Annotated in this window: 22 protein-coding genes; 4 read left to right on the forward strand and 18 right to left on the reverse strand. The window is 67.3% G+C overall.

Annotated elements, in window-relative coordinates; genetic code table 11:
• Positions 1-125 precede the first annotated feature (125 nt).
• The 3 genes from CFP71_RS40525 (at position 126) to CFP71_RS40535 (ending at position 1,815) form a co-directional block, all read left to right on the forward strand.
• A complete protein-coding gene (locus CFP71_RS40525) occupies positions 126-437 on the forward strand; it encodes a hypothetical protein (RefSeq protein ID WP_093939192.1) in 312 nt (103 codons plus the stop codon).
• Between the two features lie 568 nt (positions 438-1,005).
• A complete protein-coding gene (locus CFP71_RS40530; protein ID WP_093939193.1) occupies positions 1,006-1,446 on the forward strand; it encodes a single-stranded DNA-binding protein in 441 nt (146 codons plus the stop codon).
• A gap of 75 nt (positions 1,447-1,521) precedes the next feature.
• On the forward strand, positions 1,522-1,815 hold the full coding sequence (locus CFP71_RS40535; protein WP_093939194.1) for a hypothetical protein: 294 nt from the start codon (positions 1,522-1,524) through the stop codon (positions 1,813-1,815).
• A 138-nt stretch (positions 1,816-1,953) separates the two neighbouring features.
• Here the strand turns inward: CFP71_RS40535 and CFP71_RS40540 are convergent, their stop codons facing one another.
• Complete coding sequence (locus CFP71_RS40540) at positions 1,954-2,508, reverse strand: hypothetical protein (protein WP_143267255.1); 555 nt, start codon at positions 2,506-2,508, stop codon at positions 1,954-1,956.
• Between the two features lie 534 nt (positions 2,509-3,042).
• Here CFP71_RS40540 and mobF point away from each other — a divergent pair.
• Complete coding sequence (gene mobF / locus CFP71_RS40545; protein WP_143267256.1) at positions 3,043-7,638, forward strand: MobF family relaxase; 4,596 nt, start codon at positions 3,043-3,045, stop codon at positions 7,636-7,638.
• A 205-nt stretch (positions 7,639-7,843) separates the two neighbouring features.
• Here mobF and CFP71_RS40550 read toward each other — a convergent pair whose 3' ends face one another.
• The 17 genes from CFP71_RS40550 to CFP71_RS40630 form a co-directional block, all read right to left on the reverse strand.
• A complete protein-coding gene (locus CFP71_RS40550) occupies positions 7,844-8,524 on the reverse strand; it encodes a hypothetical protein (RefSeq protein ID WP_093939197.1) in 681 nt (226 codons plus the stop codon).
• A 59-nt stretch (positions 8,525-8,583) separates the two neighbouring features.
• On the reverse strand, positions 8,584-10,356 hold the full coding sequence (locus CFP71_RS40555) for a type IV secretory system conjugative DNA transfer family protein (protein WP_093939198.1): 1,773 nt from the start codon (positions 10,354-10,356) through the stop codon (positions 8,584-8,586).
• 55 nt (positions 10,357-10,411) lie between these two features.
• On the reverse strand, positions 10,412-11,719 hold the full coding sequence (locus CFP71_RS40560) for an ATP/GTP-binding protein (protein WP_244200017.1): 1,308 nt from the start codon (positions 11,717-11,719) through the stop codon (positions 10,412-10,414).
• 164 nt (positions 11,720-11,883) lie between these two features.
• Complete coding sequence (locus tag CFP71_RS40565) at positions 11,884-12,156, reverse strand: WhiB family transcriptional regulator (protein WP_167406453.1); 273 nt, start codon at positions 12,154-12,156, stop codon at positions 11,884-11,886.
• 86 nt (positions 12,157-12,242) lie between these two features.
• Entirely contained in the window at positions 12,243-13,742 is a 1,500-nt protein-coding gene (locus tag CFP71_RS40570; protein WP_093939200.1) for an SCO6880 family protein, read from the reverse strand.
• A complete protein-coding gene (locus CFP71_RS40575) occupies positions 13,739-15,958 on the reverse strand; it encodes a hypothetical protein (RefSeq protein ID WP_093939201.1) in 2,220 nt (739 codons plus the stop codon). The genes CFP71_RS40570 and CFP71_RS40575 overlap by 4 nt, the downstream gene beginning before the upstream one ends.
• A 22-nt stretch (positions 15,959-15,980) precedes the next feature.
• Positions 15,981-16,661 (reverse strand): DUF8175 domain-containg protein, encoded by a 681-nt coding sequence (locus tag CFP71_RS40580; protein WP_093939202.1) that lies wholly within the window; start codon positions 16,659-16,661, stop codon positions 15,981-15,983.
• Between the two features lie 9 nt (positions 16,662-16,670).
• A complete protein-coding gene (locus CFP71_RS40585; RefSeq protein ID WP_143267257.1) occupies positions 16,671-17,003 on the reverse strand; it encodes a hypothetical protein in 333 nt (110 codons plus the stop codon).
• A complete protein-coding gene (locus tag CFP71_RS40590; protein ID WP_093939204.1) occupies positions 17,000-17,905 on the reverse strand; it encodes a MinD/ParA family ATP-binding protein in 906 nt (301 codons plus the stop codon). Before CFP71_RS40590 ends, CFP71_RS40585 begins: the two co-directional genes overlap by 4 nt.
• Before the next feature lie 305 nt (positions 17,906-18,210).
• Positions 18,211-19,335 carry a C40 family peptidase gene (locus CFP71_RS40595; protein ID WP_093939205.1) on the reverse strand — a complete coding sequence of 375 codons (1,125 nt, stop codon included), beginning with the start codon at positions 19,333-19,335 and terminating at the stop codon, positions 18,211-18,213.
• On the reverse strand, positions 19,335-19,958 hold the full coding sequence (locus tag CFP71_RS43885) for a hypothetical protein (RefSeq protein WP_143267258.1): 624 nt from the start codon (positions 19,956-19,958) through the stop codon (positions 19,335-19,337). The genes CFP71_RS40595 and CFP71_RS43885 overlap by 1 nt, the downstream gene beginning before the upstream one ends.
• Entirely contained in the window at positions 19,955-20,968 is a 1,014-nt protein-coding gene (locus tag CFP71_RS40605; RefSeq protein ID WP_167406454.1) for an alpha/beta fold hydrolase, read from the reverse strand. Before CFP71_RS40605 ends, CFP71_RS43885 begins: the two co-directional genes overlap by 4 nt.
• A 185-nt stretch (positions 20,969-21,153) precedes the next feature.
• Positions 21,154-22,098 (reverse strand): hypothetical protein, encoded by a 945-nt coding sequence (locus CFP71_RS40610; RefSeq protein WP_143267259.1) that lies wholly within the window; start codon positions 22,096-22,098, stop codon positions 21,154-21,156.
• A 305-nt stretch (positions 22,099-22,403) separates the two neighbouring features.
• Entirely contained in the window at positions 22,404-23,546 is a 1,143-nt protein-coding gene (locus CFP71_RS40615; protein ID WP_167406455.1) for an aminotransferase class I/II-fold pyridoxal phosphate-dependent enzyme, read from the reverse strand.
• Positions 23,536-24,054 carry a hypothetical protein gene (locus CFP71_RS43890; protein ID WP_143267260.1) on the reverse strand — a complete coding sequence of 173 codons (519 nt, stop codon included), beginning with the start codon at positions 24,052-24,054 and terminating at the stop codon, positions 23,536-23,538. The genes CFP71_RS40615 and CFP71_RS43890 overlap by 11 nt, the downstream gene beginning before the upstream one ends.
• Before the next feature lie 20 nt (positions 24,055-24,074).
• The gene (locus CFP71_RS40625) at positions 24,075-24,398 is read right to left on the reverse strand and encodes a hypothetical protein (protein ID WP_093939211.1); all 324 of its coding nucleotides are present in this window, start codon (positions 24,396-24,398) and stop codon (positions 24,075-24,077) included.
• Positions 24,399-24,434: 36 nt separating this feature from the next.
• Positions 24,435-25,163, reverse strand: a complete 729-nt coding sequence (locus CFP71_RS40630) for a hypothetical protein (protein ID WP_093939212.1) — start codon at positions 25,161-25,163, stop codon at positions 24,435-24,437.
• Positions 25,164-25,327 lie beyond the last annotated feature (164 nt).

Raw genomic sequence — 25,327 nt, forward strand, 5'->3', positions numbered from 1 at the left:
ACCGTCCTCGCTCCGCTGCGGACCCCGGACCGGGGCGGGCCAGAACCCCCGCCGCCCTGCGGGCCCTCCACCGCGATGCAGCCCCGCGCCCGTCAGCACACCACCCGCTGAAAGGGCACGCACCGATGACCGAACACACCCTCACCCCCAACAGCACCTCACCCCACCACGTGATCATCGTCGGCTGGGACTCCCGCATCCACACCTTCTTCGCCCGCGTCTACCGCGACGCCCCCGGAACCAACCCCGAAAACGTGCTCTGGGAAGGCATGGACACCGGCGAATACACCAACGCCAGCGACATCCTCGCCCTCGTCACCCCCTACACCGACACCCAGAAAGTCAACATCCCCAAACTCACCGCCGCCCTCACCGAAGACCAGCGCATCGCGCGCTACGCCCCCAGGGGCCGCAACAACGCCGCCACCCGCTGGTAACAGCCAGGCCGGGGCACCCCAACCGGGTGCCCCGGCCTGGGCACCCACAGCACTGGCCACACTGCACCGTCAGCTCCGCGACGACGAGAGCCACACGAGCCGCGGCGTTATCCCGGCCCGCCACGTCCTACGAAGTCGCCACGAGCCATCCACCAAAGGCACCGCACCCTCCCAACCGCGCGCATCACCAGTGAGCGGCACCGCGACGACAAACAGCCCGCCACCACCGGGCGCCGCGTTCCGGCCCCGGCCGCCGCAGCCAAGCCGCCAGCGCACCATGCACATCCCCGCCGACCGCCGACAACCCGGCCAGCAGCAAGCACCGACAGCACCTCGACGCCCACAGCGCAGCCCCCTCGACCTTGTCCCCGTCACCCGCCCACAGGTCAGCAGAGCGGCCCAGGGGCAAGCGCCGATGAACCCTGGCCCGCTGATCCGGTGACCGTCCTCGCTCCGCTGCGGGCCACCGGATCAGCCGACCAGAACCCCCGCCGTCCTGCGGACCCCCGAACCACCCCGCTGAGGCACAGCCGCGTTCCACAGACCCAAGCCTCAAGGGAGCAACACCATGAACGACAACACCTTCGTCGGCAACGTCTCGCACATCGAGGGCTACCGCACCACCCGCTCCGGCGACGCCGAACTCACCTTCACCATCAAGATCGACAACGGCTACTACGACAGCCAGAACCGCTGGATCAGCGACACAGTCACCCAGAAAGTCGTCGCCTACCGGCGCCTCGCCGAGAACCTCCAGACCACCTTCGCCACCCACGAGAAAAACGGCGTCGGCGTCCGAGTCATCATCATCGGCAAGCTCCGAGACGACAGCTACATCCCCGCCGGACGCGACCACCGCGTCAACCGGACGAAGCTCGTCGCCTCCGCCGGCGGCGCCGACCTCAGCTTCGCCACCGCCGTCATCACCAAGACCGGCAAGACCACCACCGAACGCGGCAACGAACGCAACCGCGAACAGCTCACCACCCCCGTCGCCGTCGCCGCGTGAGCCGCTGGTGCCCGGCACCCACCCGGTGCCGGGCACCAGGTAACTCGCCCAACCCGTCCAGCCGGAGACCGAACCATGACCAGCGTCCACGTCCGCCGCTACGCCTACCAAGACCAGCACCCCGCCGGCACCGACCTCCGCGCCGCCGCACTGACATCGCTCCGCAACTACGCACGCCACTACGGACTCACCTTCAACCCAGACGAGGTGCGGACCACCACCGGCTACCGATGGCACCGCAGCGACCCGGACAACCCGGACTGGAACGGGCGCAGCGACGTGCGGGGAGTCCGGGCCGACGTCCGCATGTACCGCAAGCCCCTACCGCCCACCCAAAACCACACCATCCTCGTGTCACCACACGACTAACACGTCCGTGCGCTCACGCTCACCCGCGAGCGTGAGCGCACGGACCTTGAACCGCGCCGACTTGACCCGGCTGATGTCGCCGCCAACCGAATAGACGATCACCCCATTGCCGACACGCGGCACTGGTACCAGCCCAGTTCATTCATCGGTAGTGAGGTCATCCACACCCAGTTCGCCGCTAGTCAAGTCCCTATCAGAAAAGCCCGTCTCATCGTCTGCTGACACGACCACCGCGAACCCGTCGGCCGTATCTCCACGCTGCGCCCCTGAACGCCGCTTGCCCGCTGACGCGGCACGCTCCGAAGTATCCGTCGGCGCCGCCAACTCAGCCCACGCACGCAGATCCTCAACCCGAAGACCCGTAAACTCCGCCAGCTTCGCCTGCGTCACTTTCCGTTCCCTGGTAGCCGACAGCACTGCGCGACCCACAGTCAACTCCGCGTCCCGCACCTCCGCAGCATCCGTCAGCGCTGCGTCGAACGCCGCTCGCAGCTCCGCTGCGCGAGCGTCGCCGTGCGGCAACCTCAACGCGGAGTCGAACGCCGATCGCAACCGTGCGTCGTTCTCCGCGCGGGCACGGTTCGCCGCCGTAGCCGCCGCAGCAACCTCGACGACCGCGTTCTCCCGCGCACGTCGCTCCTCCTCAGCCTGACGGCGGATCTTCTTCCTGATTTCGCTTGCGGTCAAAGCCACCGCGACCACTCCCGAGGCTCGATTCGAGCCCCTCCCTACCTCGACGGTAGGTCACCTCACCCACACACCGCATCCGATTGTCCCCACAGGACTGTCTTCTCCTAGGCCGTTACCGCGCGGCCGCTAGCTGCCGAGACGTCGGCCTGAGCCTCCGTGCCGAACGCGCGGAATGCGCGCGTCGCAGACGGCAGAGCCGGGCGCGCGACTCACGCCGACGTCGCTGCTGGCCGCGCCGATTCTGACTACTGACGGCCTGACGGCCGACTGTCCTACCCGTCGTCTCCGCTTCGCTCCGACGACGCCGCTCGCAAGCGAGCGGGATGTCCGCGGACGCGGACACACCTCGCCGAAGGCGAGGTGACAAGACAACGGACGGCCTGACGGCCGACTGTGTCGTTGCCCGCTGACGCGGGCCTTGTGGGCGGTAAACCGCCCACAAGATCAACAACTTTGAGCTAAGGTATCGTCACACGAAAGAGGAAAATTGATCTTGGGCGAGATCGTTTTCCCAGCTCACCGTAGGGGGTGAACTGGATGGCGTGGATAACGCCGATCGGCTCCGATCCGGCCCAAATCGACTACCGACTAGGCCTCGGACATGGCTGCCTTGGTGAAGCCATCACGGACACCCAGCTCACCGAGCACCTCGACATGCGTGAGCAGCCACTCATGTGGGTCGGAAAAGGACTCGCCGACCTCGGAATCACAGCCGGAACCGAACTCACCCCCGACCAATTCGACAAAGCCCGCGCCCTGGTCAACGGCTATCACCCGACCACCGGCGAACAACTCGTCGCGCACAAGAAAGGTGTTCCGCACGAAGCGAAACTCGCCGTAGCACCCCTCATCAGGATGATCGAAGGCGTCGCCCGCGAAGCCGACGTCCCCCTCGACCAGGTCCTCGTCACCGCCCGGCTGCGCACCATGTTCGCCCGCGCCAAACGATCGCTGCGCAGGCAAGGCGAGAGCGCGGCACTGCGAGCAGATCACGCCGGCCAGCTCGCCGACGCCGCCGAACTCGCCCCCGCCGACATCTGGGGTGAGGACGTTTTCACCACAGCGTTCTCAAACCTGACCCGCACGATCAACCTCCCCGGCGGCAGTCAGCAGCAGATCGACAACCGGATCGTGGTCGGCAACCTCGCCTACGATGCCACCCTCACCCTTCCTGGATCGTTCACCACCCTGCTCGGCCTCCTCGAGTCGGTCGATCCAGACGCCTACGCCGACGTCAAGGCCATCTACACCGACCGTGCGATGGCGACGTTCAACTGGGTGGAAGACGCCGTTGCATACGGGATGCGGGGCCACCACGGCGACGGTCAGACCGCGGACATCACACCGGGAAACGGGTTCGCCGGATGGGCCATGTTCCACCAGACAGCACGACCGGTCGGCGGCGCCCCGATCGGAGATCCGCACTGGCACGTGCACTACACCATCGCCAACATGACCAAAGGCGAAGACGGGAAGTGGTCCACGATCGCAGCCGGTGGTCGCGACCTGATGCGCCACGCACCCGTCGTCGACAAGCTCCTCCAAGCCGGAGTGCGCAACGTCCTCAGCAACCGCTACGGCATGACGTTCCGGCGTAGCGAACGGACCGGCCTCTGGGAGGTCGCCGCGGTCCCCGACGAGGCGATCGCCTTGTTCTCCAAACGTGGCGAGGGCATCGAAGCAGCACTCGTCGAGATGGGGTTGAGCCCCGACGAGGCCACCGCGGCCGTCCGGCGGGTCGCCGCCGGCATGACCCGCGAACGCAAGAGCGACAGCGGCGCCGCATCGGTCCAGACCCACGCCGAGTACTGGCGAGACGAAGCAATCACCGCTGGTCTGAACCCCGACCAGATCGCCCGCGCCCCCTTCACCGCCAGCGAAACCACCTCCGAAACCCAGCCCGCCCCCAGCCTGGAAGAACTCACCGCGCACTTGCAGAACCCGGAGACCGGCGTTACCGCACACGGCCGCCGCTTCTCCCGTCTCGACGCGATCATCGCCATCGCAGACGCACTTCCCGCAGGTGGAAACCACGCCGACATCGAGCAACTCGCCGACCAGGTTCTCGAGCAAACAGGCTTCGTCAACCTCCGCAACACAGAAGACCTCAGCACCCCAGCCGGTTCCGAAGTGACGCCCACCAACGGCGAGCGCCGCCAGCTCGGCGCCGAGCACATGGCCAGCGCCACGCTCTACACCACGGCCGACGTCATCGCCGCTGAGGAAGTCATCGTCGCGAAGGCCGAAGCCAGCCATCACGACCAGACCAGCATCCGCGTCGAACGCGAGACCGTCGAGCTCGCGGCCAACACCATCGAAGCCAGCGGCGGATTCGAGCTCTCCGCCGAGCAATGGCGCCAGCTGCTGCGCATCACCACCTCCGGAGCCGGGCTCGACACGCTCGTCGGGCCGCCGGGCAGCGGAAAGACGACCCTCATGGATGCTGTGCGCCTGGCCTACGAGTCGGAGGGATTCGTCATCGCCGGTGCCGCGACGCAAGGGGTCACCGCCCAGAATCTGCAAGCCGAATCCGGCATCCCCAGCCGCACGATCGCGCAATGGCGCTTCCGCATCGAGAACGGGCAAGGCCTGCACGGTGTCGACGTGCTCGTGCTAGATGAAGCCGGGATGATCGACGATCGGGCACGAGCCCAGATCTATCTCGCGGCGAACGCCTCCCGCACCAAAATTCTGGAGATCGGCGACCCCAAGCAACTCCGAGGTGTCGGAGTCGGCTCCAGCTTCGCCGTCATCCACGCCCTCGTCAGCGGTGGCGAACTCCGCCAGAACCGCCGCCAAGCCAGCGCCGACGAACGCGCCGCCGTCGCCGCCTGGCGCCGCGGAGAGTACAGCGAAGCACTTACCTCCTGGGCCGACCGCGACCGGCTCGTCGCCACCGAAACCGGCCAGGAAGCTATCGCCGCGATGCTCGCCACCTGGCTCGATCAACGCCAAGGCGCGCCCGACCCGCTGACCGAGCAACGCGGCCTCGTCATGGTCGCCGCTACCAACGAGATGGTCGACCGGCTCAACGACGGCGCACAAGCCCTGCGCGCCGTCGCCGGTGAACTCGGCGAAACCCGCGCCTACGACGCCGCCGGCGGCCGGACCGTCATCCTGAGCGAAGGCGACCATGTCATGGTCCGGGTCAACGAACGCCGCATCGGTGAACCCGATATCCTCAACGGCTACCGCGGCGTCATCGACACCATCCACGACGACGGCAGCGTCGCAGTCCACTGGGAACGCGCCACCCGCGACGGACACGTCGTCGAACACGCCGACCTCAGCCCCGAATTCATCGCCAAAGGCGGGCTGACCCTCGGCTACGCCATCACCATCCACAAAGGCCAAGGCCTCACCGTCGGCTCCGACGGCGCCACCTGGCGCGGACCCGACGGACAGCGCCGAGGTGGAGCGGTGCTGTTCTCCGCTGCCGGTGCGGACAACCCCGGCACCTTCGTCGCCACCAGCCGCCACAAACTCGCCGTCTGGATGTTCCTCGCCCGCAAAGATCTCGAGACCGCCCACGACATCTACCTGCGCGGCTTCCCGCGTCTCGCGTGGGAGCGAACCCAGCGCGTCATCACCAAGATCATCAGCCGGGCCGAAGCCACCGAGTTCAACCGCAACGACATCCCCGCGCTGGTCGACCTCGGCCTCCTCACCGATCCCACCGCCGCGAGCCGGGCCACCACAGCAGAGCCTGACCCGACCATAATCACACCGGAAGAGATCGAACAGCGCCGCGTTTTCCGCGCACGACTGCACGCCGCCGACGTCGTCCGCCGCGGCAAAGCCGAAGACCTGCTCCGCGACGAATGGAGCGACCACCCCGCCGTCGACAGCGTCATCCACGGCGCCGCGTTCCGCACCCTCGCTCTCATCCTCGACCGTGCCGACAAAACCGGCCGCAACCCTCGCGACCTGATCCGAGACATCAACCCCGACAATCTCGTCAAGTCTCACGTCCGCGACGCCAGCCGCCTCACCGCCGCCCTGGTCAAAGCAGCCGCACACGCCGACCCCGCAACCGACGCATCGTCGGCCCGGCCGCTCACCAAAGCGCAGCGTCAAGCCCGCGCCGATACCGTTGAACAAGCCCAGCGTGACATCGCCGCCACCCTGCTCCGTCAAGAATGGGGCGAGCATCCCGCCGTCGACCGCGTCACCAATGGCACAGCGTTCGGCGCCGTGGCACGCCACCTCGCGGCAGCCGCACGCATCGGACAGGACCCGCGCACCCTCGTCCGCGACCTCGACCCCGACTACCTGCTCCGCCCCAGGATCGACAACCCCAGCGCCTACGCCGCCTCCCGGATCCGCGCCGCCATCACCACGCCAGAATCCATCGCACCCTCCGAGACCGGGCGACCGAGACCAGCCGAGCTACCGCCAACACACCCCGACGCCCCGGCCCGGCTAGACCTTCTCGTCCCTGCCTACCAGCAGACTGTCGAACACCTCACCCAGAAACCTGCGCCCCCGTCCACGACTGGCGCCCCCGCCACAGATCCTCATCGGCTGGAACAGCCCGCAGCAGCCCGCCACCGCGATGCCATGTGGCCCAGCTGGCTCCCTGTCCTGCCGGGATCCGAGCCGCGAGCCGGACGCGATAAGGCGCTCGCCACCGCCGCCGCGGCCGACGCACGCCGTATCCGCGCGCGCGTTGTCGACCTCGGCCGCCAAGCCCTGCGGGATCGCCCCGACTGGGTCGAACAACTCGGCCCCGCACCTGACGGCGCCGCGCCACGAGCCCGCTACCTCGCTGCCATCACGACCATCGCCGCCTACCGCGAACAACACCACATCACCGGACCGGACCCCATCGGGCCGCCCCCAATCGACGGAGAGCCTCGCACGGCCTACGACGCCGTCGTCACAGCGCGCGGTCACCTCGATCGCGCAGCCGCACTCGCCTCCGAGCACAAGGCGACGCCAGTGCAACCGGGCAAAACCCCGGAACGCACCACGGTCATGCCGACACCCGTCACAACAGCAGGGAAGCCCAGCCGAGCCGACGAAACCTTGGCCCGCGCCGAACGCGTCGCCGAACAGCAGAGGAAGACTCAACCACATCCACATCACGATCCGCGCCAACCTGGGCAACAGGGCCCTCGCCCTGGCTTCTGACACCCCTGCAGAACCTCGACGACCCGGAACGCCCAGGCCCCGCCTACGGCTGCCCGGAGAGAGCCTGCCGCTATCGGACGCGCGGAGTCACGACGACGTCCTGTTCATTGTCCGCAACGATCACTCACCCGAAAGCGATCGACCATTACCGGAGGATAGGCCTTAGCGGTGTACCCGGTCGCGAACGCGACGAGAGTTTCCTGGCCTAGAGCCATGGAAGGATTTGTTCGTTGAGTTCGGGCCGCGATGCGACGGTTCCTGCGACGTACGACTCGAACTCACTGTCGGTCGGTTCCTGCCGGGCGATGGGCTCGACGTGACGGCGTGACTCCTTGCACTCTCGCCAACTGGCGTGCGCGGCGAGCCTGGTGAGACACGGCCACAGCCAGCGGTCCCGCCAGGACGTCATCGCCGAGGACGGCCGATCACTTCGGCAGTAGGCCTCGCGCCAGGCAGCGTAGAGGTCGGAGAGTTCGTCCACGGCGACCGTGTGCCGATACCAGCAGGGCGGGATGCTGACCTCGGTTCCGAGGGGATAGCGACGGGTCAGGTAGTCGACGAACCAGCGTGTTTCCCGCCAGAGCTGAGCGGCGTCCTCCTGGTTGAGGAACTCCCACGCCCAGCGAGACGGCTGGGTCATGTCAGCCTGCTCGGCCAGTGCCGCTTCAAGGGTCTCGAAGCCGGTATGCAGAGCCGCGAGTTCCTCGGACTGCGTCGTGGCCTGGCCGCCGAGCTCCGATACAAGACCGCTGAGTTCGCGAAGAACCGTACTGTGCTGTTCAGCGGTGGCGGCTAGCTCAGCGACGACTTCCGGCACCATCTCGATGTCGACAACCGGCACGTCGTCATCGTCGCCTGGGTGCTCCGGCGGCTCGGTCTCGGTCATTCCCCGCCTTCCGAGTCAGTCCTGGGGTGAGCTGGTGATCCGGTTCCGGACTTCGGGAGCTACCCGGCGAGCGCGACGATGCGGCGGGTCTCCTCGCGACTGGCGATCACCCGGTCGCGGATGTCCGGGGATTCCCACCAGCCAGGCAGTTCCACTCGCGCGGCTCTCATGTTGCGGTAGAACAGCAGCGCCTCACCTTCGCCGATCTCCCTGATCCCATCCGCGGTCAGGGCACGCTGCATACGCGGCGAAATGGTCACCTGGTCGCGTGCTGTCCCGGTCGAAACGCTGGCTTGGTCGATCTCTCGTTCGCGCAACAGATCCGAGATGCTCTGCAGATCCTTCGCATTGCTCAGGCCGCCGAGGACAAGCTTGATCGACGCGTTGTCCCAGATCTCGGTTGCCTGCTCGGGTCCCCAGCGTTGCCGCAGCTGTGACAGGGACTGGACGTAGACATACAGCTGTACCCCGCGCCCGCCAGAATCGGCCAGCCGGGCAGCGAGATCCTCCAGCGGTGTGATGCCGCTCGCTTCATCCATGACGACACGGAACGGCGGGTCCAGCCGGAGATCTCCTTGCGCGCGCTCGGTGAACTGCTCTACGCCCGGTTGTTGCGACAGGATGTCCGTGCGGTGCAGGATCTCGGCCATGAGAGCGGTGATCATGGGCGCGGCGGAGTTCTTGCGGCCGCGGGAGATCATGTACAGCGTGTCGGTGCCGGACAAGATGAAATCGTCGATGTCGAACGGCCTGTCGCCAGGCTTCGGAGTCAGCGACCGCATAACGGTCGGCGAGTTCAGCGGCCGCAGGATCAACTCCAGGGTGGAGAAGATGCCGCCAGCGCCACTGGTGTCGCTCGTGGATTTGAGGCTGTCGAGGAGGTTCCGCAGTCCGCTGCCGATCGCGGGTGCCGCCCCGGCATGGGTGTCGAGGATCTGCGCGGGCTGGTAGGACTGGCTGGTGGTCCAATACCAGATGCTCTCCAGACCGGCCTTGCCGAGCGCGGCGGCGTGCAGCATCGCCGCGAGCACACCTTCGCTTTTACCGGAGAAGTAGCCGCCGTTCTTGGTGTCTTCCAACGGCATCGCACTGCAGATGGCGATCGATCGACGAAGCGCGACATCGAAATCCTCGCACCCGGCGATGGGGTTCCACCGAAGCTTGTCCGGCCACGGGACCCGACTCTCGGGATCGAAAACCCAGACCCGGCCCCGTTTGCTTCGATCCATGATGGTGAGCTCCACGACGTCGAAACGGGTCGAGGTCGCCAACAGCGCACCTGGCGCGCGCAGGACGTCCGACACAGCCTGGCGCTGGGTCTTGCCCATCCGCTGAGGTGCGACGACCAGTTTGGAGTCTTCGTGGGTTCCGTACAGTCCTTCCCCAGTGCCTGGCCAGCACCCGAAGTACGCGCCCGCGTCGTCCGGGGTGATGGTGCGCAGGCTCGCGAGGGAGGGACGCAGACGTCGAGCGGACTTGGCCACCGCTGCGGTGCCGAGCCGTGCGAGGACGGTCGCCTTGTCGGCGAGCCCCGTCCGGTGAACTCCCCGGTCGAGACGGGCTTTCCTGCGCCAGCCGCGGAGCCGCCACCACAACACTCCCTCGCCGGCCGCGAGCAGACCCGCAAGGACGTAGGTCAGGATCGCCGGTCCTGGCCGAGGATCGGTGCGCCATGCGGTCGCGGGATCACCAGGGCGGGTCAGCCACCGCCCGAGCACGAGAGGCAGCTGACCAGCAGGCGGCCACGCCCAGCCCGCACCGCTGAACAGGCCGGACAGACCCGCGCCGAGCAACGCCGCAAGTACGAGGCCGACCACCACCGCGGCGACCATGGGATAGAACGTGCTGATCGTCGGCCGAGCAGGACCTCCCGGAAACCTCTCCGGGTCACGCTGCGACACGGGCGCTGATCCCGGTCAGGGCGTCGTCGGTGTCGGTCAGCGCGATCTCGCGCTGCGAGCGTTCGTGCCGCAGCAGGATCGGGTCACGCCGGCCAACTTTGAGCAGACAGGTGCCCTGCTCCAAGGCCATGATCGTCTCCTCGGTACCGGCCGGGAGGTTATAGAGCTCCACGCAAGCCTCGGCATCGTCCTGGCTGCCCTGCCCGTACACGAACACGGTCTCGGCTTCCTGCAGCAGCGAGCGGGCGGGGGAGTCAGGGGGCAGATCGGAGATGTGGTGGAATCCGGCGATCGTGGCCAGACCCAGCCCACGGGCGAGTTTGACGTTACGGCGGAAGATCGCTCCGACCGAGCCTTCGGCCACGTGCCAGCCCTCTTCAACCACGTTGACCGTCTGTTGGCCTTCACCTGAGCGGCGGGCGAGCATGTTCGCTTGCCACGTGTTGATCAGCGTCATGACCACCCGCAGCGCAGGCCCGTCCAACGGCAGGGCCGAGATGTCGAAGTGGGTGAACCCGGACGGGTGATCGAGATGCACGTCGCGGCTGGTTTCGGCGTCGACCAGCCCGGCGAGGTCCTCCTCAATCATCCGCTCGAGCGCGAAAGCGGGATCCAAGCCCCAATCCTGCAACTCCCGTACCCGCCGGTCCAGCACACGCGCTTGGTCGTCGGAGGGATGAAGCAGGTGGTGGACGATATCACTGATCACCGGCACACGAGCACGGTTGTGCGCATCCTGGGTCGCGGAAACCAGCGCGAGCCGCAGGGCTTTGCCCTCGCGCTCGCTGACCGGACGGCCGAGCGCTTCCGCGAGGACCGCGCGCAACAGCATCATCTGCCCGGTCGGTCGGGCCAGCCCGCCACCGGTATCGGCTTCCAGGTCGACGGCCTGGTCGTCCCCGAGAGCGATCACCGGATCCAGCAGGTTCAGCCGTGAGCCCCGGCCGTCGACGGTGAACCGGATGCTGGGTGCGCCGAGAAACCTTGCCAGCGCGGTGTATTCGCCGACACCGGCCTGAAGTTTCTTGTCCAGCACCACGACCCGCCGGTTGTCGAGCAGCAGCTGCCGTGTGCAGGCCCAGGTTTTCAGCAGCGAGCTCTTGCCCTTGCCGACGTCGCCGATCACAGCGGCGTTCGGCGAGCTGATCAGCTTGTCCTCATAGGACACGAAGGGATCGTGGGTGACCAGCTGCCCCGAGAGCAAGTCGGTGCCGACGATAAGGCCACGGTAACTGGTCGGCGGCGAGGACAATGCCAAGTTCAGTGCCTCGGCCTGCCTAGTCGTGGTGTGCATCGGGTCGAGCCGTGGTTCGTACCAGCCCCAGCGATCCAGCCACCGCCGCCGGCGCGGCGGCGGGATGAACTGAGGTTCGGGTCGCTGCGACGGTGGCCGCGGCGGCTGCCAACCCACCTGGGGCGGTGAACGTTTTGCCGGTGGAACGGGGGATCGGGGGATCATCACGCCGCCTCCTGTCGTCGGTCCTGGTCCTCGCGCAACACGCGCCGAATGATGTGGTAGTCCGGCTGGGACACTCCGCCCCAGCTGCCGTAGGCCTCCCCGCGCAACAAGGCACCCGCCAGGCACTGCGTTCGCACAGGACAGTCCCCGCACAGGTTCGCGATGCGTTCTCGCTCGACAAGGAGATCGTCGCCGAGGAAACGGGTGCTGTCGGGCGGGAAGAATCGTTCCGGGTCGGCGTCGCGGCAGGGACGGGAAGGCTCGTTCTCCACGGTCGACTGCAACGCCCAGGGGTCATCATCGAGGTATCCACAGACCTCAGCCAGGCGCTGAAAGTGGAAGGACGTCGGGCGACGCATCACGCCACCGCCATTCCCCGCGCGAGCGGATAGGTTGCGAGCACGGCCACGTCGTGCTGAGTGTCCTGCCAATCCAGGTCCGTGAGCGCCGACTGCGCGGCCTCGTTGGCGACGCGCATGCACGCCCGCCGAAGTTCCGCCGGACCCGAGGCGGTCACGGATATCGCCAAGGACCAGTCCACTCCCTGATGTCCGGAGCCGGGCGCGAGGTCATGAAGCCGGCGCGCTGAGGCCGACAGCATGACCTCGTCGGTGCCGTCCCCGACCTGTCCCTTCTGATTCGCGCCTTGCAGGGACGCGCCGTCCTGGGCGACGTCGACGACAGCCTTGGCGCGGGCGACCCTGTCCGGGATGAGTTCCATCCGGACGCTCAACGTGCGGATCACCGACGGGTTGACCGAGGTCAGCAGGGGCGCCAGCCAGCGGGGACCCAGTTTCGCAGGGGCGATGCCCCTGCGGGGGAGCACCGCGGTCCGGGTATGCCAGTAGTCGTTGACGATCTGCCGGTCCCGGTCGGTGCGGTAGGACTGCCAGCAGTCCTCCCAGCGCACACCCTCGTGCTGATCGATCGGCCACCGCGGATCCTGCAGGCTCCGCAGCATCGCGCAGGTCCGCTGTTCACCCAGGACACGCGGGCGGGTCAGCTCGGCGCGGACGGCGAGGTCGGCCATCCGGGCGAGTTCCTCATGGACCAGTCCAGCCCATCCCGCGACACCCGCGCCGTAGGACTGGGACTCCTCGAAGAACTCTCCAGTCAGCGGGATCCGGGCGACAAGGTAGTTGCGATGCTGCTCGGCCGACGCAGCGGTGAGGTCGATCAGGTCCTCATAGGAGGCGATGATGTCGTCAAGGCCGCCGCGGCGCGACACCCGCCCGGACACGAACGCGCGATGTGGTGCCGGGTCGTGCGGAACAATCCGGTTCAGCTGCTGCAAACCGCGGATGTAGCTGCCGGCTTTGCCGAGCTGTGCAAGCAGGAGACCGTACTGGATGGACGCCGCATCGTAGGCGCGCTCCGTGCGCAATCCCGAGGCCTGGCCCTGGACCTCCATCACCACCGACAGATAGGCACGCTCGCCTGGATTGTGGTGGTGCAAAATGAACATCGACTCGAAACCCGTTCCGGCCAGGTCAAGTGGCTCGACCCGCCCGAGCGGGACGGGGCGCTCCCACAACGGGTGTGGCCACGAGTCCGGAGCCACCTGACGAATCTGTTCCGGAGCGGTATAGCGGGTTTCCCCGCTGCGGCGCCGGATTAGCCACCGCAGGGCCCACATCCATTCCTCGGCGATCGACCGGCGCTGCGACCACGGCCGGACCAGACCGTAGGTCAGACCGAGTAGCGCGAACCCAACGGCGGCGCCACTCATTCCGCCCCCGCCCAGCCAGAGGACGAACGCGCCAGCCGTGGACAGTCCCAGCAGCGCGATCGCGGGCTTCGGCAGCGAACCGAACAAGCCGCGCCGACCGATCTCACCCCCGAGCACGGCGATCCTCATGGCCGGTCACCTCGTACCACGTCCTCGTCGACTTCCGGAGCGCGGTGCGCGGCGGTGCGGGCCTTGTTGAAACCCGCCACCGCGACCTGAGCGAGAACACCCCAGGGGCCGGCGGCAGCTCCGCTGCTCGCCCCCGCTTGGGCCGCGCCCGCCGTAGTGCCCGTGGCCGCGCCACCGTTCACGACCGCGCCTCCGTGTCGCCCGCCCGCCGTAGCCGCGGCCTGCCGCCCGCCCGACGTCGTGCCGCCGCTTCGTCCGGGCGATCCCGGCGAACCGGCTGGGCCTGTGCTACCGGGAGAACCGGTCCCACCCGGCCCTCCAGGGTGCCTCGCGGCCGGAGTGCCGGTACGGGGCTGCGGCCGTGAGGCACCCTGTGGCGGGTTCTGGTTCTGCGTGTAGTTGCGCTGGATCGAGTGGCCTTCTCCACCGCCCGAGGGACCGCCCCCGCCTGACGACGAACCCGTACCCCGGACCGCCATCGCGCCGATACCCGCGCCGACCACAGAGGAAGTTCCGAAACCACTGGAGGGCTGAGGTGCGTGGCTGTCAGCCTCGGTCGGTAGCAAAGGTGCGTATTTCAACGCGGAATACGGGGCTAAGCCGGCCATCAGCATCGCAAAACCAGAGGAAGCCAACTGCGTCAGCAGAGGCAAACCGCCACTTTGCATCGCTGGAATCGACAGGTTCCCGTCGATGAACGCCCAGATGAACCCGAGCAGCAGGAACAACAGCGGCGGCGACAACGCCAGCCCGACGAACATCATCGGCGGCTTGAGCGCTTTCGCCCGGTACTTCGGATGAATCAGCATCCCCCATGAGAGACCGGCTACCGCACCGGCCAGCGGTAACGCGACGGACTGCACGACCAGCCCTGCGAACACCGAGAACGCGCCCAAGATCATGAGCAGAAAGATGAGGATCGCGATGAACACGCCACCGGGCATCATCGCGACGGAGACTTTCCCGAGCAGGCCGAGTTTCACTACCGCGCGGTTGAGGTATCCGGCGTCCCATGCGGCGATGCCGTTGGTCAGCCCTCGGGTCATCTCCAGCAGCACCGTGGCGATCGCGGGGGAGAAGACCGCGAGGAACAGTCCGAGTGGCAGGCGTTTGAACAGGGCCTCTTGGAGTTCTTCTCTCCCGCCGTTGCCGTGGGCTGTACGCCACAACATCAGCAGGGCCATGAACGCCATGACCACGATGCCGATTCCGCTGCTGGCCGCGTACATACCGAGAAACCACGGTGCTGTGGGATCGAAGTTCCCGACGCTGGCCAGCCCTTGCAGGACGGTGGTGGTGAAAGCTGTGGCGCCTTGGTGCAGGGCGTTGGCGAGGTCATCGATCGCTGACGATGGATCAGCGACGAACTTGCCCACCTCGACCGGCGCCATCGCGACCCCGGCGAACGCGTCGACGGCCCACTTCCCGCCGCTGTAGAGCTTGTCACCGACGAACTCGAGGAAGCGTTTGACATTGTCCAGCCAGGACGAGTTGTTCTCGATGAACGCCGCCATTCCTGTGAACAGCTTTCCGATGGCGACGTTCCACTCGATGCACTGGGGATGCTGGGCAGGGTCGCTGGCTACCTTGGCGCAGTCGACGAAGAACGCCTTCTCGCAGAACGGCGACTTCGCCTTGACGCAGGCCCCGGTGAACTCCTCCACCGGCAGCTCGGAGGGATAGAGAGGCGGTAGCGCCTTCATCCGCTCCAGACTCGCGGGATCGGGCGCGGAGACCCAGGTGAAACCCCACGCGTTGGTGGCCAGGTTCGCCCACTTCTGCAGCTTGGTCGCGCACCCACCCTCACCGGTGGGTACCCGGTAAGCGTCCCGGTCCGCGGCACTGGCGGGGAACAGTTTCGGCAGCGTCGGCGGCTCCTTGTTCGGATCAGCCTCTGCACCGCCGAAAGGCCCGCCCCAGAACAGTTTCCGGGAATCGGGCGGGAGCGACCAGTACATCAGCCGCGGTTCGTCGAGCATGACTGCGTTCAGGTACATCCCGACGTTCCCGCCCTGGTCGATACAGGACGGGTCGCGGAACCATGGGGCGTCCCTGAACTCCTCGGTACCCACGACGTACTTCCGCAGCTCGGCGGGAAAGCCCTGCGGCAGCTGGCCTCCGCCGACCGGCGCGTTCGGGTCGGCCAGGGCGGTGGGTGCGGCGAAGACCAGAAACGCCAGCACTGTCAGGATCAGTGCGGCGACACGGTGGAACATGCTCCCCCCTAACGTTCATGCGTTAGTTGATGTAGTAGGTGTAAAGACCGTTCGTCAGCGGCTCGGTGACCGGGGTGGCGCCGGTATCTCCCGGTTGCGGACCGGAGTTCGCGCGCAAGCCCGCTACCTTCCAGTCCCCGTTCTCCCACCTCAGCTGGATGGTGTGAGTGCTCCAGCGCGCGGCTGTGTTCGTGCCGCCCCCGACCGCGTCGCCGGACCCGACCGCGACGACCCATACTTCGACCGAGGCGGAACTGTCGGCATAGGCTGTCACCCTCGTGGTCGCTGGGATCTTGCTGGTCTGGTCAGCGCTACCGGATCGGGTCGCAAGGGCTTGCCGGGTGCCCTCGTCCGCGGTGCTGGCCGGCCACGTGGTGCTCGCGATCTCGGGGGAGGCCTGGCCGTGGGCGAGGTTGTTCACCAACTGCACCGCGTTGACACCCGCCGTGGCAGCCCCGGCCCGATCTCGTGTGTAGCCCGAGGGGACACCGTGGGTGAACTTCGCCGGGCCATGCGGTGCCGCGACGATCCCGCCCGCCGGCGCGGTTCCGGTCACCGGCCCGCTGTCACCGCCCGCCGGGGACTCGGTGGGGAAGACCCAGCGGCCCAGAGCTGCACCGGTCACGAGCGCGGCCACAGGGACGACGGTCAACAGCACGGTGCGGGAGCGGCGGGCGGGGGTGTGGTGCGCGGGGTTCGTCATAACCATCTCCTAGAAGAGTGCGACAACTGCACCGAAGATGATCCCAATGCCGGACACGACTGCCAGCGCCAGACCCAGACGCTTGATGCCATCGGTGTGTTCGAGAATGCTCGCCGAGTAGCCACCCTTCTTCGCTTCCTGCAGCTGGTAGGCGGCGCGGAGTGCGCCGCCGGCGAGCCAGACGAAGGTCAGGCCCCAGAGACCCGCGAGGACCTTCTGCCACGCCTTGGTGAACTGGATCCCGAAAACGTTGAAGTCCGGGGTGATCCCGTCGAATGGATTCCTGCTTCCCTGCTGGGCCAGAAACTCCACCGCGGTCTGTGCAAAGTGGATATTGCTCATTGTGCTTTCGCCCTTCGTGCGGGCAGTTCGGTCACCGAGGAATCGGCTGCCCGGTGCTCGGTGCCGCCCTGTGTGGCGGCCGGTTGCGGTGCCGTTCCCTGCCGAGGAGGGTCCACGCCTGGGGATGGCGGCATCTGGTCCGGCCGGGTGCGTTCGCGCGCGGCGAGCCGATCGGCGACCGCCGCGGCGGCAGCGACCCACGCGCGCCGCGATGCTGTGCTCGTCCGGTCGAACACGACAGGCGTACCGCCCGCCAGTTGCGGATCGAAAGGAACCTCAACCACGACTGCGGTCCGCGCACCGAAGTACTCCAGGATCCGTGTTCTCACCTGCGGATCGGGCGCGGTCGCCGACGGACTGATTACCGTCACCGCTCCGGCAGCCAGGTCCGCGCGGCCGATCGCGGCAAGGATGTCGAGCATCCACACAGCCAGTTGGACGACGTCCGGGTCGCAGGTGATCGGCACGACCAGGACGTCGGCTTGCTGGGCAGCCCATTGCCAGGCCCCAGATCGCGGATTCGTGCCGGTGTCCATCACCGTGAGGCGGTAGTAGCGCGACAGCAGGAGCCCGACGCGTCCGGTTTCGGCCGAGCCGATCTGGTCTCGGCGCTCGGTCTCTGAGCCTGCGGCGAGGATCTCCGCGCGGCTGGGTTGCGTCCGCAGGTAGTGGCTCATGTCTCCCGCGGACCCGGCCGGTCCGATCAGCCGCTCGAAAGCAGCGAGCAGATGGGTCGCAGAGGTCGCCGGGGTGGTGATCTCTGCACGCTCGGCGAGCGTGCCGCGGGCCTCGTTGTTGTCCCATACCACTGTCGATCCGCCGCGCAGCGAGGCGAACACGTGGCCGAGCATCAGGGCGGTCGTTGTCTTGCGGGAACCGCCCTTCGGGTTCGCGACCAGCACGAGTCGTGCGCCGCCGATGTACTGGCGGGCAGCAACTTCGGCCAGGCGGTACCGGGCTTCGGCGTGGCCTGGCTTCGGCCTGATGACACCGAAGGTGGCACGGCGGATTCTGCCTCGCCACCCCCAGTTCGCCGGGTCCGCAGTGACCGGGGGCGCGGTGGCCAGCCCGGTATTGTCCGGAACGTGACTTGCAGGCGCCTCCGCTGGAGCGGACGCCTGTCGTGGCCTAGGTGGTTCGCCGGTACGAGTGAGATCCACCGGTTCTTCCGCACCGTATTCAGGGGCATCACCCGGTCGCATGTCGTTCACCTCCCTGGAATTGGTCGAGCGGCGACACCGCGGAAATCTCCACCGGTACGCACTTTCGACACCTTGACGATGTCACCGCTTTGCGGTGCCTCGAGCATCTGGTGCTGGCCTTCGAACTGGCCGAGGTACATGGCGACGTGATGCGTTCCCCAGAACAGCAGGTCGCCTGGCTCTGCGGAGGCGAACTGCACCACGAGCTTCGCGTTGGTCAGCTGCGTCCGCGATGGGCGCGTGAGCGTGACGCCAGCCTGGGCATAGGCGTAGGCGGTCAGCCCGGCGCAGTCGAATCCGATCTTGCTGGAATCGCCGTGCTGGTCGGCGGCGCCGCCGTCGTCACTGATGCCCTTGGTCGGTCCGTCGGCGTTGCCGCCGCCCCAGGCGTACGGGGTTCCCAGCCACGCGAGTCCTGAGCCGATCGCTTTCGCGGTTTGCGGGGTCGGCGCGATGATCTGGCCGGCGACGCGGGCTTCCGGCGGGAGCGTGACCTCGTTGCCCCGGATGGTGACGGTGATCTTGCCTTTTACGGATTTGTCGGCGCACTGCAGTGGCGGCCCGGAGCCGTCATAGAGCGCGTTGGTGATGGCTTCGGCGAATGTCTGCCATTGGGCGTATTCCTGAGCGCCTGCACCGCTGCGCTGGACCTCCTGGGCGAGGTCGTGGTTGGTCCGCGGGTCCGCGTCGTAACCGGGAACGCGTTTCAACAGGACAGCGAAGAATCCGCCGGCGGCCGCGGCGGTGTCGTGCGGGTCGTAGCTGGTATAGGCATTGTACGGGCCGGGGGCGATCTGCTGGAACGGTCCGAGTGCGCGACCTTTGTCGTTGTGGGGGTCCAGTTTGGACTCCTGGTACGCCGTCTGGACCGCAACGGTCGCACCGCGCTTGGTGATCCTGCGGCCCTTCGCGGTGCCGAGAATCTTCTGGACGGTGTCGACCTTCTCTGGTGACAATGTGATGCCGCCGAAGGTGCCGCCCGGTCCAGCGCGTGCTGCTGGCGGAGATGTGGGCGCGGTGCAGGTCGGCGGACCAGGAACGGCCGCCTCGGCGTCGTGGCCGCCGAGTACCAGGACAAGACTCGCGACCACCGTGACGACGGCTACCGGAACGATCAAGAGAACCTTCATCAGCCCGCGTCCACTCCGGAATCGACCAGCCACCGGCCGTCGCCGCCGCGCACGACGCGGCGCGTGCTGACCAGCGGGAGTGTCTGGAATGGTCGGCTGGCGGTGAGCTGAGTCCGCGACGCCGACACCTGCACGTAGACCATGGACGGGGTAGCGGGCGCTTCCGGGCTGATCTTCGCCTCGATCTGGTCGCAGCGCGTGGCCAGCTTCTGATTCCGCATCTGTTGGTAGCTCTGGGCGGTGTCGCCGCGGGTGGTGTCCGCGGCGGTGGCTCCCGGCGTCGCGTAGGCCGCTGCCCGGATCAGATTCCCGTTGATCTCCTCCTCGAAGTCTGTCTGGCAGTACTGCTGCATCCACGCTGTCGTCACCCGCAGCGGGTCCGTGAACGCCCTTGCGTCCGGCTGTGGCGGAGAAACGGCAGCAGGGATCCCGGTCGGTGCTGTGTCAGCTGAGGTCGGCGTGATCGGCGCGACCGGTGGCAGCGTCAACTGCCCCTGCGATGTTGACGAGGCCGGAGGCGGGATTGGTGACGGGACGTCCGTCGGTTTCTGATCCGAGCAGCCGCCCACCGTGGCCGCGAGCGCGAGGCCGGTGAGGAGCAGTCGCATCGAGAGTCGTGTCATGACCGGCTCCTTGAGCCCTCTGCCAGCACGTGGCGCAGCCAGATGGATGCGAAGTCGGTGAAAGCGCCGCCATCGCGGGCGAGCGCCAGCGAATGCCCCGCTCGTGGCTGCACGTAAGTCGTCAGCGGGACGGTGAAGTACCCGCGTTCCGCCGCGTGCAGAGCGTCCGCGTTGGTGCAGTCCACAGCCGTGCAGGCCCAGGAGTCTTTCTCGCCATTGGCCTCCAGCACCGGCGCGGTGATCCGCCGTGACATGTCACGGGACAGACCGGCCAGAACCGCGTCGGGGAGCTCAGCAGCGCTCGCGACGTCTTTCGTGGCCTCCTCTGCGGCGACCACGGCAGGGGCGACCTCTCCCGCAGAGTGAAAGAGGGAGCCGCGGACACCGGGTCGTGTCGTCAGGTATCCGGGGTCCAGGAGGCGCCCCTCCAGCGCGGCGGGGTACATGGAGGTCAGCGACGTCAGGAGTTCGCTGGGCGCGATTCGGTGGCTGTAGCCGGTGAGGATGAGGGCGTCGACGTCCGCAGGGTGACGTGCGGCGGCGACAACGGCGGCCATACTGCCCAGAGAGTGACCGGCGAGGACGACCCGGGTGTGCTTTTGCCCGGTGAGTGCACAGGACCTGACCCTGGCGATGACCTGATGCAGAGCGTCCGCCTGCATCCCTGCGGACACCAGCGTGCTCAGCGGATGCGAGCTGGCGCCAGTGCCGATCCGGTCAACCGCCAGTGTCGAGAAGCCGGCGCCGGTCGCGCGTGCGGCGTAGGAATAGGCGGGTAGTCCAAGACCCGACCAGTACGTTCGGTTATAGGTGCCGCCGGACACCAGAATCTGCAGCGGAACGTCGGCAGCGGGTGAAGCAGGAAGGCATAGCGTCGCGCGCATCCTGGCGGTGACCACTCCGGAAGTGACCGGGATGTCCAGGTCAGTGCACCCGGCGCGGGGCGGTGTCGTTGCGGCGGACGCGCCACCTGCCGCGAGAACGCCGGCAGCGAGAGCGATCAAGAGCATGACAGCTGCGTGGATCGCCCGACGCCGACGGCGGTGCCGTCCACGCCGGTGTTTCCCGGGCGCCTGCACAGGGGTGGGCAGGCGCGGGTGATTGCGGGTCCTGGTGTGACGTCCCCTCATCATTTCCCCTACAGGTCGAGAAGCTGAAAGGTCCTTTGTGGATCACGGTCGTTCGGTCAACCGTGCTAGCTGGTGCAGGTCGCCGTCCACGCGCGAGCCACGCTCGCGGCGAGCGCGAGGTTCGCGCCGCCAGCGGCGATGGTCCGCTGCCGCAGGCCGCAGGCCGCACCGATCGCGGTCACCGGCGCTCCGAGCGCGTCGGTCATCAACGCCAGCGCTGTTCGTGTTTCGTCGGGATGTCCCTCCGCGACGACGCCGGCGATGACGTCGATTCCGCGCCGGAGGTCACCCAGCGCTGCATAGAAGTCGGGATCGGTCGACGGCGCGGCGACGCCGGCGGCAGCCGGAAGGTGTATACGGGGCATGGGAGTACCGCGTTCGGCGAGCGCCCCGGCGAGAGCGTTCAGGAAAAGCACCGCTGCGTCGAGGTCGGCCGGCTCGACCAGCGGATCGAGCTCAGGGCCCTCGTAGCAAAGATGCAGAACCCATGGCACTTCCGGCGCGACACCGATGGTTTCGGCGACCTGGTGCGCCAGTTGCGTGGTCAGCCGCGGCCACAACTCACGTGGCGTCACGTAATACGCGAGAAGGATCGACGGGCTTTCCAACTGCAGCTGGACCATGTCACCCCAGCGTTTGGCGATCTCGCGGATCTCGCCGTTGATCATGGCTTGGGCGTCGACCATCCAATCGGGCGCTGCCTCCGTCGAGCCGGACACGAAGTAGGCAAGATCCAATGCGTTCGGGATGCTGACTTGGAGCCGTTCCGGGATTTGGCGACCAATAAGACGGTCTTTCACCGCGAAGGCGGCGTCGGTCTGCTCGACACGACCGAGTGCCAGATCAGCGGGGGAGAGGCGGTGGTCGGGGTTGATCGTGTAGCAAGGCATCTCGGTGTGCGCTAGGCCCTCGGCGAGGCGGTTTTTGGTCAGACCGGGCCTGCGTTCCCGGGCGCGGAGCCAGGCGCCGAGCCACTGGTCGTCGGTGATTTCGAACGGCAGGCCGGTCAACGGGACACCGTGCTGGTGGTCGAGGTGCCATTGCATGGTGGAGAGCGGGTCACCGCCTGCCCCGATCGGGGCGGTACCGACGGGATGTATCTCCATGGGGCGTGGAGCCCACCTGCTCTGGAGCGGAGCGGGAGGTGCGGATAGGGACATGACGCGCTCCTAAGAAGACGGATCAGGCAGCTGGGTTTGGTCTGAATCGGGAGGGGTGGTGCGCGGGGGCGACTGGGGGGCGAACGCCCCCGCGCAGCTCGGGTGCAGCGTCCGCACACGATCGGCGTCTGCGGGTACTGCCGAATGCCTGCGTCTCAGCACAGGGCGGGCGGAGATCCGTGTTCGGATGCGCCGCCGGGTGCGAGCCCGCGAGGCGAGTCGCGCGGGCTCATCAGACTTGGGCGGCCGGTGATCCAGGTGTGGGCCGACCGCAGGAAGCCATCGTTGTCCGCCGGGGTGCCCACGGTGACGCGCACGCCGTGGCCGGCTAAGTCCTGGACAAGGACTCCGTCGTCGTAACAATGCGCCGCGAACCGGCCTGAGTCCTCGGCGAGCTGCAGCCACACGAAGTTGCCGTGCGACTCGCTTGGTGCGTAACCGATCCTACGCAGCTCCACGACAACTCGGGTCCGTTCGGCGACCACGCGAGCGATGTTGCGGTCGGTCGAGGTACGGCTCGCGAGGGCTGCGAGCCCGGCGATCTGACCTGTCGTGCTGACTTCTCGTGGGATCGCGGCGTCACGGATCCTCCTCGCCAGATCTGTCGGTGCGACGCCGTATCCGATCCGGACACCCGCGAGCCCGTGAGCCTTCGAGAACGTCCGGACCACGGCGACGTTCCCGCTCCCTGCGGCCCAGCGGGCACGGGCGAGCTCGACGCCGTCAGGGACGTCTGGATCGGTGACGAAGTCGCGGTACGCCTCGTCGAGCACGACCGTGACGTTGTCGTCGATGGTGTTGAGGAACTCGCGCAGCGCCGCGGTGCGCGCGACCGCTCCGGTGGGATTGTGTGGATTGACCACGATGACCATGCGCGTTGCCGGGGTGACTGCGGTGAGGACCGCGTCCAGGTCGAGTGTGCCGCCGCCGGAGTGTGGAACCTGCTGGGCACGCACACCCGCTTGGCGGGCGAAGGTTCCGAATGCGTCGAAGGCCGGGGTCGTCCACAGGACTGCGTCGTCCGGGCTTGTGCAGAGGATTCGTGTGAGGCGCTGAAGGATGGAGGATGACCCCGCTCCGAGCATGATCTGCTCCGGCGGTGTCCGCAGATGGTCGGCCAGCGCGGTGACCAGGGCCGCACTGTGCGGTTCTGGGTAGCGGTTGAGCTGGACATGGTCGGCGACGGCGGCACGGACCGGTGCGGGCGGGGCCTGTGGGAGTTCGTTGTCCGCGAGGCGTGTGAGCCCGCCGATTCGGTGCGGTGTGGAGTATTTCGGGGAGTTCGCGTCAGTCGTCATCGACAGTCCATACAGCCGAACTCCAGGACGCTGCTTGCAGTTGTTCCTTGAACGCCCCATTGCGGAAGTCGTGTTGTGCTTGCGCCACGCGTGCGACCGCGAGGGCGTCCAGGCGGGGAACACGTTCCACGTCGGTGTTGAACGCCGGGTCGGTACGGGCCTCGAATACCGTCGCGACTTCGACGGAGAGATTCAGCCCGACGTGGGGCACTCCCGCACCCACAGTCATGACCGAGTGGGGACTGTGGATGAACAGGTGTTCCAGTTCGTCGCCGACGAGGGACGCGACCAGTCCGTGTGCCACGAAAATGGTGATCTCCGACCGCGCGTGCATGTGCGGCAGTGCGTGGTGGAAGCCCGGCATACGGACAATCCCTGAGGAGAGAGTCTTGACGGGCGCTACTCCCGTGTGGATAGCGGGAGCGAGCAGCTGACGCTGCGGGCCGGTTTGATAGTCCGCCATCGGGTTCGTGGTGGTGTGCAGCACGCGCTGCAGCTGTTGAGTCATCGGGGGGCCTCCTTGAACGTTCAGGCGCTGTGGCTGGTCTGTCGCGGGAACACCCTGGGTTCGTGGAACACCGATGCGTCGGTGATCCGGACACCGACCTCCTGCGCGCCGGTGGAACCAGGACCTCTGGTGATGGGGGTGCCGTTCGGTTCGAAGTTCCCGTCGGGTCTGATCGACTGACTCGGTGGTGTCGCGTCGGCCCAGCTGTGGGAGTGAGTGATCGAACGAGTCTTGAGCGGTGCCAGTGTTTCCGCGTCGGCGCTTCCGATGACGAGGCCCGCTCCGGTGATGACGATGGTGCCGAGTAGCAGGGCGGTCGTCAGTAGCTTCGTCAGGAGATACATCAATTGTCCTTTCAGGACTTTCAGCTGGATCTGGTTTCAAGCGGACGGGCTCTGTCCCTCTGGGCGGGCCGGGTCGGTCGGATGTCGAGTGAAGGTGTCCGCTGGGATGTGCAGCAACGGCACGGACGAGCCGGGGTGGCGTTGGTTGTAGAGCCGGATCAGAAGGTCGTAGCGGGCCACGACAGCGTTGGTGGGGGAAGGACAACCGCGGAGTTGGTCAAGGCTGCGGCATACCTGCCGGTAGACCAGATCCGTGACGGAGGTCTTCGCTTGGGTGTAGCGGGTGTGCGCGGTGCGGCAGTGACCTAACAGGCGGCTTTCGTGCGCGTCACCTCCGTCGATCCGTGGCCGCCTCGGATACCGTGCCCCGATGCCCTGGAAGCCGAGTTCGACCTCCAGAAGTTGCGGGACGAACAACTCGTCGATCACCTGTGCCGCAGCGGACGTTGTCGCGTACCTCGTGCGGTAGACCTCGAAGGCGCCGGCGAGTTCGGCCAGCTCCGGTTCGCTGAAGCTGCTCATGCCGGGCTGCGCGCCGACGTCGGCCGCACGCGCCTCCAGAAGCTCACGATCGGGCAGCAGGGCGGAATCGTGTTCCACCAGCGAGCGGGCGACGTCCCAGATGTTGTGCGCCCAGAACAGGAACTGTGCACGTGACAACGCGTTGTCGACGGCGAGATGACCGGCCGGAACGGCCAGCCGTCGCGCGTGATCAAGGATCCGCTCCAGCGGCGGCAGCGTACCCGGCGTTCCGTACTCGAGCACGAGCCGCAGGTAGCTTTGTACAAAATGGACCTGGGCGGCCTGGCTTCCCTGAGCGTGACGAAAAGAGGAGTAGCTCAGGTGCCGTAAGTGCCTTGACCAGGTTGCCGGTGGCCGGAGCCCGCTTCGCCGGAACGGGTTCGGCGTGTCCGGGCCACTACGCCCGC

The organism is Amycolatopsis thailandensis (assembly GCF_002234405.1).
GTDB lineage: Bacteria > Actinomycetota > Actinomycetes > Mycobacteriales > Pseudonocardiaceae > Amycolatopsis > Amycolatopsis thailandensis.